The 15290-nt window shown below is 57.1% G+C and carries 13 protein-coding genes and 1 other annotated feature; of the genes, 2 read left to right on the top strand and 11 right to left on the bottom strand.

What is annotated here, in order from left to right:
- Positions 1-211: 211 nt before the first annotated feature.
- A complete protein-coding gene (locus tag AC3EMD_RS00065; protein WP_008806752.1) occupies positions 212-958 on the top strand; it encodes a GntR family transcriptional regulator in 747 nt (248 codons plus the stop codon).
- On the opposite strand, the gene AC3EMD_RS00060 is transcribed toward AC3EMD_RS00065, so the two are convergent.
- The 3 genes from AC3EMD_RS00060 to ibpA all read right to left on the bottom strand — a co-directional run bounded on the left by AC3EMD_RS00060 (position 926) and on the right by ibpA (position 3691).
- On the bottom strand, positions 926-2587 hold the full coding sequence (locus AC3EMD_RS00060; protein ID WP_012540259.1) for a putative transporter: 1662 nt from the start codon (positions 2585-2587) through the stop codon (positions 926-928). The genes AC3EMD_RS00065 and AC3EMD_RS00060 overlap by 33 nt on opposite strands.
- 145 nt (positions 2588-2732) lie before the next feature.
- Positions 2733-3161: a small heat shock chaperone IbpB gene (gene ibpB, locus AC3EMD_RS00055; RefSeq protein WP_008806750.1), complete on the bottom strand. Its 429-nt coding sequence runs from the start codon at positions 3159-3161 to the stop codon at positions 2733-2735.
- A gap of 116 nt (positions 3162-3277) precedes the next feature.
- Positions 3278-3691, bottom strand: coding sequence for a small heat shock chaperone IbpA (gene ibpA / locus AC3EMD_RS00050; protein ID WP_004151523.1), 414 nt, complete (start codon positions 3689-3691; stop codon positions 3278-3280).
- Positions 3685-3760: a sequence feature (ROSE (Repression Of Heat Shock gene Expression) occurs in the 5'-region of heat shock genes and acts as an RNA thermometer to modulate expression.), on the bottom strand. It overlaps the preceding gene by 7 nt.
- A 245-nt stretch (positions 3761-4005) precedes the next feature.
- On the opposite strand from ibpA, the gene AC3EMD_RS00045 reads away from it, so the two are divergent.
- Positions 4006-4338, top strand: a complete 333-nt coding sequence (locus tag AC3EMD_RS00045; protein WP_004151524.1) for a YceK/YidQ family lipoprotein — start codon at positions 4006-4008, stop codon at positions 4336-4338.
- Between the two features lies 1 nt (position 4339).
- On the opposite strand, the gene AC3EMD_RS00040 is transcribed toward AC3EMD_RS00045, so the two are convergent.
- The 8 genes from AC3EMD_RS00040 to dnaA form a co-directional block, all read right to left on the bottom strand.
- On the bottom strand, positions 4340-5566 hold the full coding sequence (locus AC3EMD_RS00040) for a YidR family protein (RefSeq protein WP_046622907.1): 1227 nt from the start codon (positions 5564-5566) through the stop codon (positions 4340-4342).
- A 77-nt stretch (positions 5567-5643) separates the two neighbouring features.
- Entirely contained in the window at positions 5644-6777 is a 1134-nt protein-coding gene (locus tag AC3EMD_RS00035) for a BamA/TamA family outer membrane protein (RefSeq protein WP_080923867.1), read from the bottom strand.
- On the bottom strand, positions 6774-7856 hold the full coding sequence (locus tag AC3EMD_RS00030; protein WP_302073869.1) for a hypothetical protein: 1083 nt from the start codon (positions 7854-7856) through the stop codon (positions 6774-6776). The genes AC3EMD_RS00035 and AC3EMD_RS00030 overlap by 4 nt, the downstream gene beginning before the upstream one ends.
- A gap of 149 nt (positions 7857-8005) precedes the next feature.
- The gene (gene yidA, locus AC3EMD_RS00025) at positions 8006-8818 is read right to left on the bottom strand and encodes a sugar-phosphatase (protein ID WP_008806746.1); all 813 of its coding nucleotides are present in this window, start codon (positions 8816-8818) and stop codon (positions 8006-8008) included.
- 200 nt (positions 8819-9018) lie between these two features.
- On the bottom strand, positions 9019-11433 hold the full coding sequence (gene gyrB, locus AC3EMD_RS00020) for a DNA topoisomerase (ATP-hydrolyzing) subunit B (RefSeq protein ID WP_012967008.1): 2415 nt from the start codon (positions 11431-11433) through the stop codon (positions 9019-9021).
- A 28-nt stretch (positions 11434-11461) separates the two neighbouring features.
- Positions 11462-12535 carry a DNA replication/repair protein RecF gene (gene recF / locus AC3EMD_RS00015; RefSeq protein ID WP_008806744.1) on the bottom strand — a complete coding sequence of 358 codons (1074 nt, stop codon included), beginning with the start codon at positions 12533-12535 and terminating at the stop codon, positions 11462-11464.
- Positions 12536-12681: 146 nt separating this feature from the next.
- Positions 12682-13782: a DNA polymerase III subunit beta gene (gene dnaN / locus AC3EMD_RS00010; protein WP_008806743.1), complete on the bottom strand. Its 1101-nt coding sequence runs from the start codon at positions 13780-13782 to the stop codon at positions 12682-12684.
- Positions 13783-13786: 4 nt separating this feature from the next.
- Entirely contained in the window at positions 13787-15190 is a 1404-nt protein-coding gene (gene dnaA / locus AC3EMD_RS00005; RefSeq protein WP_012540254.1) for a chromosomal replication initiator protein DnaA, read from the bottom strand.
- Positions 15191-15290 lie beyond the last annotated feature (100 nt).

Here is a 15290-nt window from a genome sequence, read left to right as displayed (position 1 = left end):
CCGACAACATGTCGCGCCGTTGCGATTCGTGATCCCATTCATGGTTTTAATTTGGCCAAAGTCGTCTACTTCGATAACCAAAGTTAGACATCGATAAGTCAGACAGTGGAATTAACGAAATGAATGAGTATTAATTACTTGTAATAAATCTATTTTTTTAACGAAAAGAGAAGACAGCGACATTCCACTTTCCTGCACAAGAGGACTACTGGTGATCTACAAATCCATTGCTGACCGCCTGCGGCTGCGGCTGAATTCCGCCGACTTCGCCATCGGTAGCCCGCTACCGGGAGAGAAAAAACTGGCCGAGGAGTTCGGGGTGGCGCGCATGACTATCCGCAAAGCCATCGACCTGCTGGTGGACTGGGGATTGGTTGTGCGTCGCCACGGCTCGGGGACGTTCGTGGCGCGTAAGGACGTCCATCATGAAACCAGCAATCTCACTGGCCTGGCGGAAGTGCTGCGCAAGCAGGGTAAAGAGGTGGTGAGTCAGGTGCTGGCCTTCGAGGTGATGCCTGCTCCGCCGGCCATCGCCAGCCTGCTGCGGATTAAAATTGATGAACGGATCTACTTCTCACGGCGGGTGCGCTACGTCGATGGCAAGCCGCTGATGCTGGAGGATAGCTATATGCCAGTGAAGCTGTTCCGCAACCTGTCGCTGAGCCATCTGGAGGGTTCGAAATTTGATTATATTGAGAAGGAGTGCGGGATCATCATCAGCGGGAATTATGAAACGCTGACGCCAGTGCTGGCGGACAAGCAGCTGGCGCGCTCAATGAACGTCCCGGAGCAGACGCCGCTGCTGCGTATTACCTCCCTTTCCTACAGCGACAGCGGCGAGTTTCTTAACTATTCCGTCATGTTCCGCAACGCCAGCGAGTATCAGGTGGATTACCACCTGCGCCGCGTCCAGGCGCAAAGCCCGCTAGCTCAGCCCCCAGAACAGCACGGCGAGTAGCTGCGGGGTGATAATCCGCAGGAACATCACCAGCGGATAGACGGTGGCGTAAGAGAGCGCCGCCGCGCCGCTGGTGGCGTGCAGATTGTTGGCGAAGGCCAGCGCCGGTGGGTCGGTCATGGAGCCGGCCAGCATGCCGCACAGCGTCAGATAGTTCATTTTCGCCAGCATGCGCGCGAGAATGCCTACCGTTAGCAGCGGAATGGCGGTGATGAAAATGCCGTAGGCGATCCAGCTCAGGCCCTCGCCCTGGGTCAGAGTGGCGACAAAGTCGCCCCCCGATTTTAGCCCGACCACCGCCAGAAACAGCACGATCCCCAGCTCGCGCAGCGCCAGGTTGGCGCTCGGCGGCATAAACCAGTACAGCTTGCCGATGCTGCCGATACGCCCGAGGATCAGCGCCATAATCAGCGGCCCACCGGCCAGCCCCAGCTTCAGTGCGGCAGGAAAGCCGGGAATAAACAACGGGATAGACCCCAGCAGTACCCCGAGTCCGATGCCGATAAACACCGGCAGCATCTGGACCTGCTGCAGCTTCTGCTGAGCGTTACCCAGTTCGGCGGCCACGGCGTCAATCGCCTCCTGACGACCGACCAGGTTGAGGATGTCACCAAACTGCAGGCTGGCGCTGCTGCTGGCCACCAGCTCGACGCCAGCGCGATTCAGCCGGGAGATCACCACGTCATAGCGCTGTTTGACGTGCAGATCGCGTATTTTCTTCCCCAGCACTTTTTCGTTAGTGACCACCACCCGCTCGACTTTCAGATCGGTGCCGCGCGTCGACAGCGAGGTGGCCACCTCCTGGCCAATCACCAGCTGCGCATTGTGCAGATCCTCCGGTCGCCCCACCAGGTGCAACAGGTCGCCCGCCTGAATAAGGGTGCCCGGAGCAGGTACCATCAACAGCTCACCGCGCTTCAGCCGCGAACAGACGATGTTGTCGCTATTGAGCATCGGCACATCCTGAATCGCCATCTGGTTGAGGTTGGGGTTCTCCACCCGCACGTTAATGGTGTGCAAATGAGCGTGGCCGTTGCCGCTGCTCTCCTCAAACCGCTGGGCCTCTTTCTCCACATTGATTCGGAAGAACAGGCGCACCAGCCACATGGTCAGCAGAATGCCGCAGATGCCGAACGGATACGCCATCGCGTAACTCATCCCCATCTGATCGACCACCTCGAACGGTACGCCGAGATCGCGGAGAATTTGCTGCCCGGCCCCCAGCGCTGGCGTGTTGGTCACCGCACCGGAGAAGATACCGAGCACCACCGGGAGAGGAATATCGAACAGTTTATGCAGCACCGCGGTCACCAGGCCGCCGAGGATAACAATAAGGATAGCGAACAGATTGAGCCGCAGGCCTGAGACCCGCAGCGAGGCGAAAAAGCCCGGCCCCACCTGAATACCGATGGTGTAGACGAACAGGATCAAGCCGAATTCCTGAATAAAATGCAGCATCGGGCTGCTGAGGGCGACACCCGCCTGATCGACAAAGTGGCCGACAATAATCCCGCCAAACAGGACACCGCCAATGCCAAAGCCGACGCCGCGGATTTTGACATTGCCGATCCACAACCCCACTACCGCCACCAGCGCCAGCACGCTGACCGTCAATGCTATCTCACTCATGGTATCGTCCCTGTGAATAACACCATTAACTACAGGGATTATGACCGCAGCCAGACGGGTTGTATGCCGCCTGGCGCACAATACCAGCAAACAGACCGGCACAAAAAAGCCCCGAAAAACGGGGCCTTATCAGTAGGTTACTTTATTAGCTATTTAGCGCCGGTCGTTCGCTGATGGCGATACGCTGCGGGGCAATCTGCTCAGGCTCATTGCGGGTCAGATCGATATGCAGCAGGCCATTGGTGAAGGTCGCGCCAGAGACCTCCATGTTGTCGGCGAGGGTGAAGCTCAGGCTGAAGGCCTGGCTCACCAGCCCCTGGTGCAGCCATGTGGTCTCTTTTTCCGGCTGCTGCGGCGTGCCTTTCACCACCAGACGGGTGCCTTCCAGTTGAATATCCAGATCTTCCTGACGGAAACCGGCCAGCGCAAGGGTAATGCGATAGTGGTTATCGTCGCTTTTTTCGATGTTATAGGGCGGGAAGCTCTGGCTTTCACCGGCGGTTTGCAGGGCGTTGGCCAGTTTGTCAAAGCCGATCCATTGACGCAGCAGGGGGGATAAATCGTAGTTACGCATAGTGTTTTCTCCTTCTAAGAAGCGAGTGAATACCTGCGAATTCTGTCAATTCGCATCTGCTCCCTGACGGCGAGCAGGTTGTGACATCAGGCCGCCACGCGGCCTGAAACGGACAATTAGTTGATTTCGATGCGGCGCGGCTTGTTCGCTTCCGGGATCACGCGTTCCAGATCGATATACAGCAGGCCGTTCACCAGGTTGGCGCCGCGGACGTGAATATTTTCCGCCAGCTGGAATTTGCGCTCGAAGTTACGCTCGGCGATCCCCTGATACAGGTAGGTCCGCTCTTTCTGCTCGGCGGCGTGGGCGCCTTTGACGATCAGCAGATTGTCCTGGGCCGTGATCTCCAGCTCGCTTTCAGCAAAGCCAGCCACCGCGATAGCGATGCGATAGTGGTTTTCGTCTACCAGCTCGACGTTATACGGAGGGTAGCCGCCGTTGCTCTGGCTTTGATTGTTTTCCAGCAGGTTGAACAGGCGGTCGAAACCAATGGCTGAACGATATAGCGGGGAGAGATCGAAGTTACGCATAGTAAATAGCTCCTGAAAATCAGCGAGAATCAAATGACCTTCCATCGTGGACAGGCCGCGGTAATCCGGAATACCCCTCAGGCGTATTCTCAGTGGGTTACACCTATAAAATGGGTTTCTCCCCGTGCTTTTCAAGGGATTGAGGGCGAATTTTTTTGCAGTTTGCCGATGATTGCTTAGACTGGGGGGAGGAGCACAAAAAGCAAAGTGCGATGCCCGCCACAGTGCGGCGCAATAACGCTATGCATTCACGGGTTGGCCCGATATAACCGCTGAAAGGTTATCTCAACGCCCGAAACGACGATGGAAGAACAATGAAAAGCAGACGACTGTTAAAGCTGGTCCTGTTCAGCGGGATAATAAGCCTGAGCGGTTGCTCCAGCGTAATGTCACATACCGGTGGCAAAGAGGGAACCTATCCGGGCACGCGATCCAGTGCGCAAACGCTGGGAGACAGCGATACCAACTGGGGTGTGAAATCACTGGTGGCGCTGGACATGCCGTTCACCGCCGTCATGGATACCCTGCTGCTGCCGTGGGATATGTTCCGCACCGACAGCTCAATCAAATCACGGGTCGAAAAAAGCGAGAAGGCCACGCTGGCGACCAACTCGGTGATACCGCCAGCGCCGATGCCTGCCCAGTAAGTTATCGTCCGGTCTGTGTGACCCACAGCTGGCGATAACCGTCCACCTCCTCCATCCAGGCAATCTGTTTACCGTCTGGCGAAAAGACGATCGCATCAGCCGAGGGCGCATGCGCATGCACCTTGGTTAAAAAGGTGATATCGCCTGTGCCGGCATGGCAGCAGGCAATCCGATCCTCCAGCACAAAGCCCAGCCACTCTCCTGATGGATGCCAGTTAAACGCCGACTGGATACCCGACGCATGATACGTCAACTGACGCGGCTCGCCCCCCTGCGGTGAAATAAGCCACAGCTGCACCACGCCGGCGTCATCGCGCATCAGAAAGGCTATCGCCGTCGCCTGGGGATTGGCGCGCACCCAGTGGCGCGGGACGTTCACCAGTCCCGGGTAGCGGCGATGGTGGGTGAAGGTCAAACGACGCTGACTGACGCCCGCCGGCGGCGCCGGCATTGTGGTTGCGGTACCGGCCAGCGGCGCCCCGCCAGGCTGCTTCCAGCCGGCTTCATCCTGCGGCAGATCGACAATAAACAGCTCAGGCACTTTATCGCCATTTTCCGCCAGGGTATCGCCAATAAACGCCAGCGCATGGTTCCCGACCCAGCCCTCTTCATAGGCGCGATTAATCTCATCGCTGCCCGGCACGGGAGTCGGTGTCGTGCGGCTTACCAGCACGCACCAGTGGCTGCCGCTATATTCGCGCGGATGCTTTCCCTGCGGCGTCACCGGCCCATATGGCGCCGCCACGCCGACGTTGCGCAAGTCCAGCGCCGGGTCGCGCTCGTGCAGCACGTGGTCGTTATAGGTAAAGCTGACGAACTGACCGTTGGGGCTATAGACATGGACGTGGCTGCCGCCGCGCAGCGCGCCGGGTGTGTAAGGGGCGGTAATGTCCATGGCGTCCAGATTCTCGACGGCCCCCTGAAAGGCCACCACCCCGCGGCGATGATGAAAATCATACTGCCACTGCGCATCCGGCTGCTCGGGGCCATGAATAAACACATAGCGCTCCTGGGTTGGATGCACGGTCACCACGCCGACATGCGCGCCTTGCGTGGCATGATAGACGGTCTCCACAGTACCGCTGTTTACGTTCACTCGCTCAATGGTTTCACCGGTGAACGACGCGCCGGACGGGCGGACGTCGAACACCAGCCACTGGCTGTCGGGGGTCCAGGTGCGGGTGTTAGTGAGCTGGTGGTTGCGAGGGGCAAAGGTAACTTGTTTCATGGCGTGCTGACCGGGCCGATATAAGAGTGGCGTTAGCATACCGCAATCCGCGCGGGGTTGAATGCCCGACAATGTGCTTAAAACGCTTCTCCAACCTGGAAATAGAACCCGCTGCTGCCTTTGCCGATGCCGTAATCAAGACGGATATTGACCCGCGGCTTGAACTCGAAACGATAGCCAACGCCGCCGGTAGGCAGCCAGCGGCCATTGTTCAGCGATGACAGCGACGGCCCCATGGTTCCCGCCCCGACCCAGGCCACAATCCCGTGCCGCCAGGTGAGCTGCCGACGGTATTCCAGTTGGCTGCTAACGACGTTTTTATCCCGGTAGCGCCCCTGATAGTAGCCGCGCATCCGCTCGTCGCTGCCCAGCAGGGGCATCATGCTCCACGGTACATCCCCTTGGGTGAAGGCGCCATCGGCCTCCCAGGCGAGCACGCTTTTCTCGCTCAGGGCATGATAATGGCTATAGTGCAGCTGAAATTCATCAAAACGGGTATCGCTGCCTAACCCGGGGGCGTAATGGGTGTAGCGGAAGTTGGCATACTGGCCCCGGCGCGGGTTGGGGACAAAGTCGCGATCGTCCCAGTTGATATCGATGCTGGCGCCAGAGCTGAATACCGACGGTCCCTGTGGGGTACTTTCTATTTTCGGTAAAACGTCGTGGTCCATCTCATCGGCATTCTGCGCCGCCAGCGACCACCCCGCGCCGAGATAAACATTGTCGATCAGTTGCCGGTAGATTGTCGGGCGCAGGGTCAGCACCTGGGCGGTATATTTTTCCTTCTCGTTGTCTTTATCTCCGGCGTGAAAACCCTGCCCCCAGTAGTAAGTCGGGGTATTGGCCATCGACCCTTCAACAAATACGCGCCACAGATCGTTGTCGAAAAAGGCGTAGTTTTTCACGCTGAGGCCAAACGCGCCGGTGGAGCTGGCGTAGCCGCTGAGCGTCAGGGTGGAATTCTGGCTGGTGGTATCCTGCGGATCGGGGCGATACATGCCGACGACCGCGGTGCCGATGCCCAGCCCCAGCTCCGGCGTATAGAACGGACCGGGCATCACGCCCCAGTCGATGCCTTTGCTGGCGTCGAACTTATCGCTGGCGCCGAGATGCTGCAGCCAGCCGTTGATTTTCTCGCGGCTGAGCGTCTCGGCCTGGCTGCAGATCGGGTAGGTTAACAGCAGCAGAAAAAGGATAAACAGTCGGCTCAAAAGCGATACTCACCGGCGATAAAAAAACTGTTACGTTCGGCAAAGCCAAACTCGGTAGTAATATTGAAATGCTGCGTCAGCTCGTACTGCGCGCCCACCAGTACGTTCCACGGCGACTGCAAATGCTGTTTCACATCGAAGCGACCGTTATTGTCCTGATTGGCCAGATTGACCATATTTTGCAGCATCGGCGACGGCATTGAGAGATCGTTGAGACTGCCCTTAAACTCCTGCTGTACGTCCTGATACATGCTGCCGACCCACAGGTTCAGCTTTCCGGCGGGGAGATGCAGCGTATCGACCGATGGCGTATTAAAACGATAGCCTACGCGCGGCGAAAAGGTAAACGCGTCGATACTTCCGTCGAGGATATCAAAGCGCGTTTGCGTGTAGTTGGCGTCCAGCACGGTAAACCAGTTGCCGACGCCGCCCACCAGGGTGGTGCCCATCCCGTAGGTGGTGCCTTTAAAATCGAGACGAAAGTCGAGATCCTGCATCCCCGGCAGGGGCACTACTTTACCGTTTGGCCCCTTCAGACCAACGGCAATCTGCGAAATCGAATGCCCTTCGGTGTGTCCGACGAGGCCATAAACGTTCATAAATGGCAGCAGCCAGGCATCCAGCTTAAGCGTCTCGGTTTTGCTGCTTTCCCGCGTATTACCGACGCCAATCTGGAAGGCGTTATCCAGCGAGACCGGTCCATTAGCGAAAATGTTATTCACGGCGTGTTTGCAGACAGGATCCTTACCGCAATCGATGTTACGGCCATCCAGCGACAGCCCGGTGAAGTTAATGCTGTCGACATTAATATTCTGCCGCATATCCATATAGTTCATGCTGACGCCGAACGGCAGCGGCAGGACGTAGCCGCGTTTTCTGGCCTCATCGCCTAAAAAAGACAATATCGCGGTTGGTTCCGCTACTGCGGTCTCGGTTTTGACCGGCGCAGGCAGATCCGCCGGTTCTGCGCCGTGATAGGCGTATACCGGCTCAAGCGGCGCCGTTGGTTCCGCGGCCACGCAAATCTGTACAGAGGCGAATGGCAGCGCAACCAACATCAAACGGTGGTATATATTCATGAAAATTATGATGTTAGTGAAGCATTGCGAAAAAGAGGGCGGGTAGCTTATAGAATCCCCTGTACGGAATAAGGGATTTAAATGCGGATTAACATCTGTTCATGAAAAAAGAGAAGATCGGCCCGGACAACGCCGGGCCTGAAGAACGCTTACGCTAAAACGTATTTTTCAATGGCGAAGGCGACGCCATCTTCGAGGTTAGATTTTGTGATGAAGTTCGCCGCTTCTTTGACCGCGGGAATGGCGTTATCCATCGCCACGCCGACGCCGGCAAACTCAATCATCGCGATATCATTTTCCTGATCGCCAATCGCCATAATCTCTTCCGGTTTGATACCCAGCGCATCGGCCAGGGACTTCACGCCAGTGCCTTTATTGACGCGTTTATCCAGAATTTCGAGGAAGTACGGCGCACTTTTCAGCACGGTGTACTTCTCTTTCACTTCCGCCGGGATACGGGCGATGGCCTTATCCAGGATCGCCGGCTCATCGATCATCATCACCTTCAGCAGCTGGATCTCAGGGTCCATTTTTTCCGCTTCACAGAACACCAGTGGGATGGTCGCCACGTAGGATTCGTGGACGGTGTAGTAGCTGATATCGCGGTTCGCGGTGTAGAGCGTGTTGCGATCGAGCGCGTGGAAGTGAGAGCCAACCTCGCGGGAGAGCTGCTCGAGGAAACGATAGTCGTCATAGCTTAGCGCGGTTTGCGCAACGGTACTGCCGTCACCGGCCTTCTGCACCAGCGCGCCATTGTAGGTAATGCAGTAATCACCCGGCTGCTCCATATGCAGCTCTTTCAGATAGCTGTGGACGCCAGCGTAAGGGCGACCAGTGGTCAGCACCACGTTGACACCCCGCTCGCGCGCCGCAGCGATGGCGGCTTTCACCGCAGGAGAGATGGTATGGTCTGGCAGCAGCAGCGTGCCGTCCATATCGATTGCAATCAGTTTAATAGCCATAGGATCCCCGGGTAAGATGAGTCTTCCCTCATGCTAACGCGATTCCGCTCAAAAAACAGTAAAAGTGTCGGGCAGAAAGGGGGATGGAAGCGGGAGCGAAGAATCCCCTTTTAGCAGCAAAAAAAAGCCCGGTCACGCAATGCGACCGGGCTTACACATCCTGTTGCCCCGGTAAAACGCGTTACCGGGAAATACGCGGCTTAAATATCGATATTCGCCGCTTTCAGGGCGTTCTCTTCGATAAAGGCGCGACGCGGCTCAACGGCATCGCCCATCAGGGTGGTGAACAGCTGGTCGGCAGCGATCGCATCCTTAACGGTTACGCGCAGCATGCGGCGGCTGTCCGGATCCATGGTGGTTTCCCACAGCTGATCCGGGTTCATCTCGCCCAGACCTTTATAGCGCTGGATGGAGAGACCGCGACGGGACTCCTTCACCAGCCAGTCGAGGGCCTGCTCGAAGCTGGCTACCGGCTGACGGCGTTCGCCGCGCTCGATGTAGGCATCTTCTTCCATCAGGCCGCGCAGTTTCTCGCCCAGGGTGCAGATACGGCGATATTCCGGCCCCATGATGAACTCGTTATCCAGCGGATAGTCGGTATCCACCCCGTGGGTACGGACGCGGATAATCGGCTCAAACTGCTGCAATTCACCGTTCTCGCGGACATCAAATTTCCACTGGCTGCCGTGCTGCTCTTTCTCATTCAGCTCGGAAACCAGGGTGTTCACCCAGCGGGTTACCTTCTGCTCGTCAGCCAGATCGGCCTCGGTCAGGGTCGGCTGATAGATAAGCTCTTTCAGCATCGCTTTCGGGAAGCGGCGCTCCATGCGGCCAATCATTTTCTGGGTGGCGTTGAACTCGGCAACCAGTTTTTCCAGCGGTTCGCCCGCCAGCGCCGGCGCATTGGCATTGGTATGCAGGGTCGCACCGTCAAGAGCGATAGCGATCTGATACTGATCCATCGCTTCGTCGTCTTTAATGTACTGTTCCTGCTTGCCTTTCTTCACTTTGTACAGCGGCGGCTGGGCAATGTAGACATGGCCGCGTTCGACGATTTCCGGCATCTGACGGTAGAAGAAGGTCAACAGCAGGGTACGAATGTGCGAGCCGTCGACGTCCGCATCGGTCATGATGATGATGCTGTGATAGCGCAGTTTATCCGGGTTGTACTCATCGCGGCCGATGCCGCAGCCAAGGGCGGTGATCAGCGTCGCCACTTCCTGGGAAGAGAGCATTTTATCGAAGCGGGCTTTCTCAACGTTGAGGATTTTACCCTTCAGCGGCAGGATCGCCTGGTTCTTACGGTTACGACCCTGTTTAGCAGAGCCGCCCGCGGAGTCCCCTTCCACGAGGTAGAGTTCAGACAGCGCCGGGTCGCGTTCCTGGCAATCCGCCAGTTTGCCCGGCAGGCCTGCCAGATCCAGCGCGCCTTTACGGCGGGTCATTTCACGGGCGCGACGTGCGGCCTCACGGGCGCGCGCGGCGTCAATAATTTTGCCGACCACGATTTTGGCATCGGATGGGTTTTCCAGCAGGTATTCGCTCAGCAGTTCGTTCATCTGCTGTTCTACCGCAGACTTCACCTCAGAGGAGACCAGCTTGTCTTTGGTCTGTGAGGAGAATTTCGGATCCGGCACTTTCACCGATACCACGGCGATCAGACCTTCACGCGCGTCGTCGCCGGTGGCGCTGACTTTCGCTTTTTTGCTGTAGCCTTCTTTATCCATGTAGGCGTTGAGGGTACGGGTCATCGCCGCGCGGAAGCCCGCCAGATGAGTACCGCCGTCACGCTGCGGAATGTTGTTGGTAAAGCAGTAGATGTTTTCCTGGAAACCGTCGTTCCACTGCAGCGCCACTTCCACGCCGATACCGTCTTTTTCGGTGGAGAAATAGAAGATATTCGGATGGATCGGCGTTTTGTTCTTGTTGAGATACTCAACGAACGCCTTGATGCCGCCTTCGTAGTGGAAATGATCTTCTTTGCCGTCGCGCTTATCGCGCAGGCGGATAGAGACCCCTGAGTTCAGGAACGACAGCTCGCGCAGACGTTTCGCCAGGATGTCATATTCGAATTCAGTAACGTTGGTGAAGGTTTCATGGCTCGGCCAGAAACGCACCATGGTGCCGGTTTTATCGGTCTCGCCGGTCACCGCCAGCGGCGCCTGCGGTACACCGTGCACATAAATCTGTTTGTGGACTTTGTTATCGCGCTGGATAACCAGCTCCAGCTTCTGCGACAGGGCGTTAACCACCGAGACGCCTACGCCGTGCAAACCGCCGGACACTTTATAGGAGTTATCATCAAATTTACCGCCGGCGTGCAGGACGGTCATGATAACTTCCGCTGCGGAGACGCCCTCTTCCGGGTGAATGCCGGTTGGGATGCCGCGACCGTCATCCTGTACGGAGACGGAGTTATCGCTGTGGATAGTGACAACGATATCTTTGCAGTAACCCGCGAGCGCTTCGTCGATAGCGTTATCCACAACCTCGAATACCATGTGGTGCAGACCGGTGCCGTCATCCGTGTCGCCGATATACATACCCGGGCGCTTACGCACCGCATCCAGCCCTTTCAGGACTTTGATACTGGAGGAGTCATAAGAATTCGACATCAACGTTTCTCGCTCATTTAATCTTGGGTTAATCCGTTATTTTACCTTTTTCCACGCGGAACATCTTCGAATTTTTGTCCGACATGTCCATAACGTGTTCAGCGCTGATCGCGCTGACGAAAACCTGCGACTGCGTCGCTTTCAGGCGGCTGGATAACAGACCGCGGCGGGCATCATCAAGTTCCGAGGCAAAATCATCTATCAGGTACAGGCAGCGCCGCCCGCTGACGCGGGTGAGGAACTCACCTTGCGCCAGACGCAGGGCGCACATCAGCAGTTTAAGCTGCCCGCGCGACAAGGTATCTTCCACCGGCGCCCCGTCGGCGCGAATACGGAAATCCGCTTTATGCGGGCCGTGGGCGGTGTAGGTTAACATTCTGTCGCGCTCGAAATTCCGCTCCAGCACCTCGGCGTAGTCCGTTTCTTTTTCCCAGCCGCGCTGGAAAGAGAAGGTGAGGGTGAATTCCGGTAAAAATTGCTGACAGGTATCCGCCATGTCTTCGACAATAGCGGCGCTGTATTCGGCACGCCAGCGGCTGATCTGCTCCGCCAGCGGGATTAATTCCAGATCCCACGGCCGCAGCTGGGCATAGCGGCTCACCTGACGCAGCGCGGCGTTGCGCTGCTTGACCAGGCGCTTCAGGTTGCTCCAGGCGGTGAAGAATCCGGCTTCGTTGTGAAAACATCCCCAATCGAGGAATGCTCTTCTGTATTTGGGGCCGCCGTTGAGTAAAGTAAACCCCTCCGGCGTAATCAGCTGCATCGGCATCAGGTGCGCCAGTTCCGCCACTTTGTGGCCGTCGGTGCCGTCGATGCGCACCTTGCTGTCACCCTGTTTGTCTTTGGTCAGGCCGATGGCGGTTTCCCGCTCTTCGCCCTGCAGGCGGCCGTGCAGGACAAAAGCCTCCTGCTCGTGGCGGATCACCCGGCCAATTTGCAAACTACGAAACGCCCGGCCATGACCGAGCGTATAGATAGCTTCCAGCACGCTGGTTTTGCCGCTGCCGTTCGCGCCAACCAGGAAGTTAAAGCCGGGAGATAAAGCGAGATCCGCGCTTTCAATATTGCGGAAGTCTTTGATGAGCAAGCGCGTCAGTGACATATCAGCGTTCTTTGGGCCAGGGCGTTATCGGCGCAGCCAGTTTCAACGCGGACTGCGCGCAGACCCTGGAGCGTACACGAAGTACGTGACAGGGGCGAGCACAGCCCAGGTTGAAAATGGCAAGTAAGATAGCCTGATATTTTCCACTACAATCTCATAGGCATGACGACATAGGCGGCGGATTGTGAAGCCGCATCCTCAATCTGCACGCTCGACACCGAATCCGTCAGCAGAATGCGCACATTCTCGCATTTCAGCGCATTGAGCACATCCAGCACGTAGCTAACGTTGAAGCCAATCTCCATCTCCGTTCCGGCGTAGGTCACGTCAAGGATCTCTTCCGCCTCTTCCTGCTCCGGGTTGTTAGCGGTGATTTTCAGCTGATTTTCGCTGACGTACAGCCGCACGCCGCGGAATTTCTCGTTCGAGAGGATTGCCGCGCGGGCGAAGGCCTGCTTGAGAATGTCACAGCCAGCATCGAGATGTTTATCCGGATTTTTCGGCAATACGCGGCGATAATCCGGGAAACGGCCATCAACCAGCTTCGACGTAAAGATAAAATCGCCCACATGAGCGCGGATATTGTTGCTGCCAATCTGCACGCGCAGCGGGGTATCGCCGCCGTCGAGCATCCGCATCAACTCAATCACCCCTTTACGCGGCACGATCACCGAATGGTTCGGCAGCGACGCTTCCAGCGGCATCGAACAGACCGCCAGGCGGTGACCATCGGTGGCCACCGTGCGCAGTTCGCTGCCTTCGGTTTCAAACAGCATGCCGTTTAAGTAGTAACGAACATCCTGGTGCGCCATCGAGAACTGAGTGGCTTCGATCAGACGCTTCATGGTCGCCTGCGGCAGGGTAAATTCCACTTCGCTCTGCCAGTCATCCAGATTCGGGAAATCGGCAGCAGGCAGCGTCGACAGCGAGAAGCGGCTGCGGCCGGAACGCACCAGCATCCGATCGCCTTCCAGCTGAACCGCGATCTCCGCGCCTTCCGGCAGGCCGCGGCAGATATCAAAGAATTTACGCGCCGGAACGGTCGTTGCGCCCGCTTCGTGCGGCTGAACCAGCGCCACGCGCGCCACCATCTCCATTTCAAGATCGGTACCGGTCAGCGACAGTGCGCCGTCCGCGACCTGAAGCAGCAGGTTACCGAGAATGGGCAGCGTCGGACGACCACCTAACGGACCGCTCACCTGTTGCAGCGGTTTTAATAAATGTTCACGTTCTACGGTAAATTTCATAGCGTCACGAGGATAATGTTCTGATTAAATTGGAAAAATCTTCTTTAATGTCGTGGCTTTCTTCACGCAACTGCTCAATCTTACGGCAGGCGTGCAGCACGGTGGTATGGTCGCGGCCGCCAAACGCATCGCCGATTTCCGGCAGGCTGTGGTTGGTCAGCTCTTTGGCCAGCGCCATCGCCATCTGGCGAGGACGCGCCACCGAACGGGAGCGGCGCTTGGACAGCAGATCCGCTACCTTAATCTTGTAGTACTCCGCCACCGTCTTTTGAATATTGTCGATGGTGACCAGTTTTTCCTGCAGCGCCAACAGATCGCGCAGCGCTTCGCGCACGAAATCGATGGTGATCGCCCGGCCGGTGAAGTTGGCGTTGGCGATAACGCGGTTCAGCGCCCCCTCCAGCTCACGCACGTTTGAGCGCAGTCGCTTGGCAATAAAGAACGCCACTTCGCCCGGCAGGCGAATGTCGTTTTCATCGGCTTTTTTCATCAGGATCGCGACGCGGGTTTCCAGCTCCGGCGGCTCGATCGCCACCGTCAGACCCCAGCCGAAGCGGGATTTCAGACGATCTTCTACGCCGTTGATCTCTTTTGGATAACGATCCGACGTCAGGATGATCTGCTGATTACCTTCCAGCAGGGCATTGAAGGTGTGGAAAAACTCTTCCTGGGATCGCTCTTTATTAGCAAAGAACTGAATGTCATCGATCAGCAGGGCGTCAACGGATCGGTAGTAGCGTTTAAACTCTTCGATGGCGTTGTTTTGCAGCGCTTTGACCATGTCCTGGACGAAACGCTCGGAGTGCATATAGACCACTTTGGCGTTCGGCTTACGCGCCACAATGCCGTTACCCACCGCGTGCAACAGGTGGGTTTTCCCCAGACCGGTGCCGCCATAAAGGAACAGCGGGTTGTAGGCCCCGCCCGGGTTATCCGCCACCTGACGCGCCGCCGCGCGGGCCAGCTGGTTAGATTTACCTTCGACGAAGTTATCAAACGTGTGTTTCACGTTAACGTTAGAGCGGTAGGTCGGCTCCGCTGGCGCCGGGACATTATCCCAGCCTGGGCGCACGATCGTCGGCGCCACACGCGCGGTCTGCACCTGCGCCGCCGGAATGGCCGCCGCAGCCGGGCTTACCGCTCCTTTCTGCAGCGAGCTGGCTGGCTTAGCACCCACCTCAAAACGCAGCTGCGGGGCATCAGCACCGCAAAAGTCATTGAGGAGTCCATTGATATTATTGAGGTATTTGTCCCTTACCCAGTCGAGCACAAAACGGTTTGGCGCATACAGTGCCAGCGTGTTATCGCTCAGTTCCGCCTGCAATGGGCGGATCCACATGCTGAATTCTGTGGCTGGTAACTCATCCTGCAATCGGGCAAGACACTGCTGCCAAAGCGAAAGTGACACGGCGGACTCCACTCGAACATAAAATCGATATCAAAGAAAAACAGAAACAATCATGATTGTTGGCACACGTCGACAAGACCCTGCATTAGCCGAAAAGCCC

Source organism: Klebsiella sp. PK18 (assembly GCF_057784655.1).
Note: the sequence above shows the minus strand (reverse complement) of the source record. Positions and strands in the feature narration are given on the sequence as shown.

What these genes read in the sequence shown, in the direction of transcription:
- AC3EMD_RS00060 (WP_012540259.1), bottom strand. Translation starts at nt 2,587, where the DNA reads ATGAGTGAGATAGCATTGACGGTCAGCGTGCTGGCGCTGGTGGCGGTA.
- ibpB (WP_008806750.1), bottom strand. Translation starts at nt 3,161, where the DNA reads ATGCGTAACTACGATTTATCCCCCCTGCTGCGTCAATGGATCGGCTTT.
- ibpA (WP_004151523.1), bottom strand. Translation starts at nt 3,691, where the DNA reads ATGCGTAACTTCGATCTCTCCCCGCTATATCGTTCAGCCATTGGTTTC.
- AC3EMD_RS00045 (WP_004151524.1), top strand. Translation starts at nt 4,006, where the DNA reads ATGAAAAGCAGACGACTGTTAAAGCTGGTCCTGTTCAGCGGGATAATA.
- AC3EMD_RS00040 (WP_046622907.1), bottom strand. Translation starts at nt 5,566, where the DNA reads ATGAAACAAGTTACCTTTGCCCCTCGCAACCACCAGCTCACTAACACC.
- AC3EMD_RS00030 (WP_302073869.1), bottom strand. Translation starts at nt 7,856, where the DNA reads ATGAATATATACCACCGTTTGATGTTGGTTGCGCTGCCATTCGCCTCT.
- yidA (WP_008806746.1), bottom strand. Translation starts at nt 8,818, where the DNA reads ATGGCTATTAAACTGATTGCAATCGATATGGACGGCACGCTGCTGCTG.
- gyrB (WP_012967008.1), bottom strand. Translation starts at nt 11,433, where the DNA reads ATGTCGAATTCTTATGACTCCTCCAGTATCAAAGTCCTGAAAGGGCTG.
- recF (WP_008806744.1), bottom strand. Translation starts at nt 12,535, where the DNA reads ATGTCACTGACGCGCTTGCTCATCAAAGACTTCCGCAATATTGAAAGC.
- dnaN (WP_008806743.1), bottom strand. Translation starts at nt 13,782, where the DNA reads ATGAAATTTACCGTAGAACGTGAACATTTATTAAAACCGCTGCAACAG.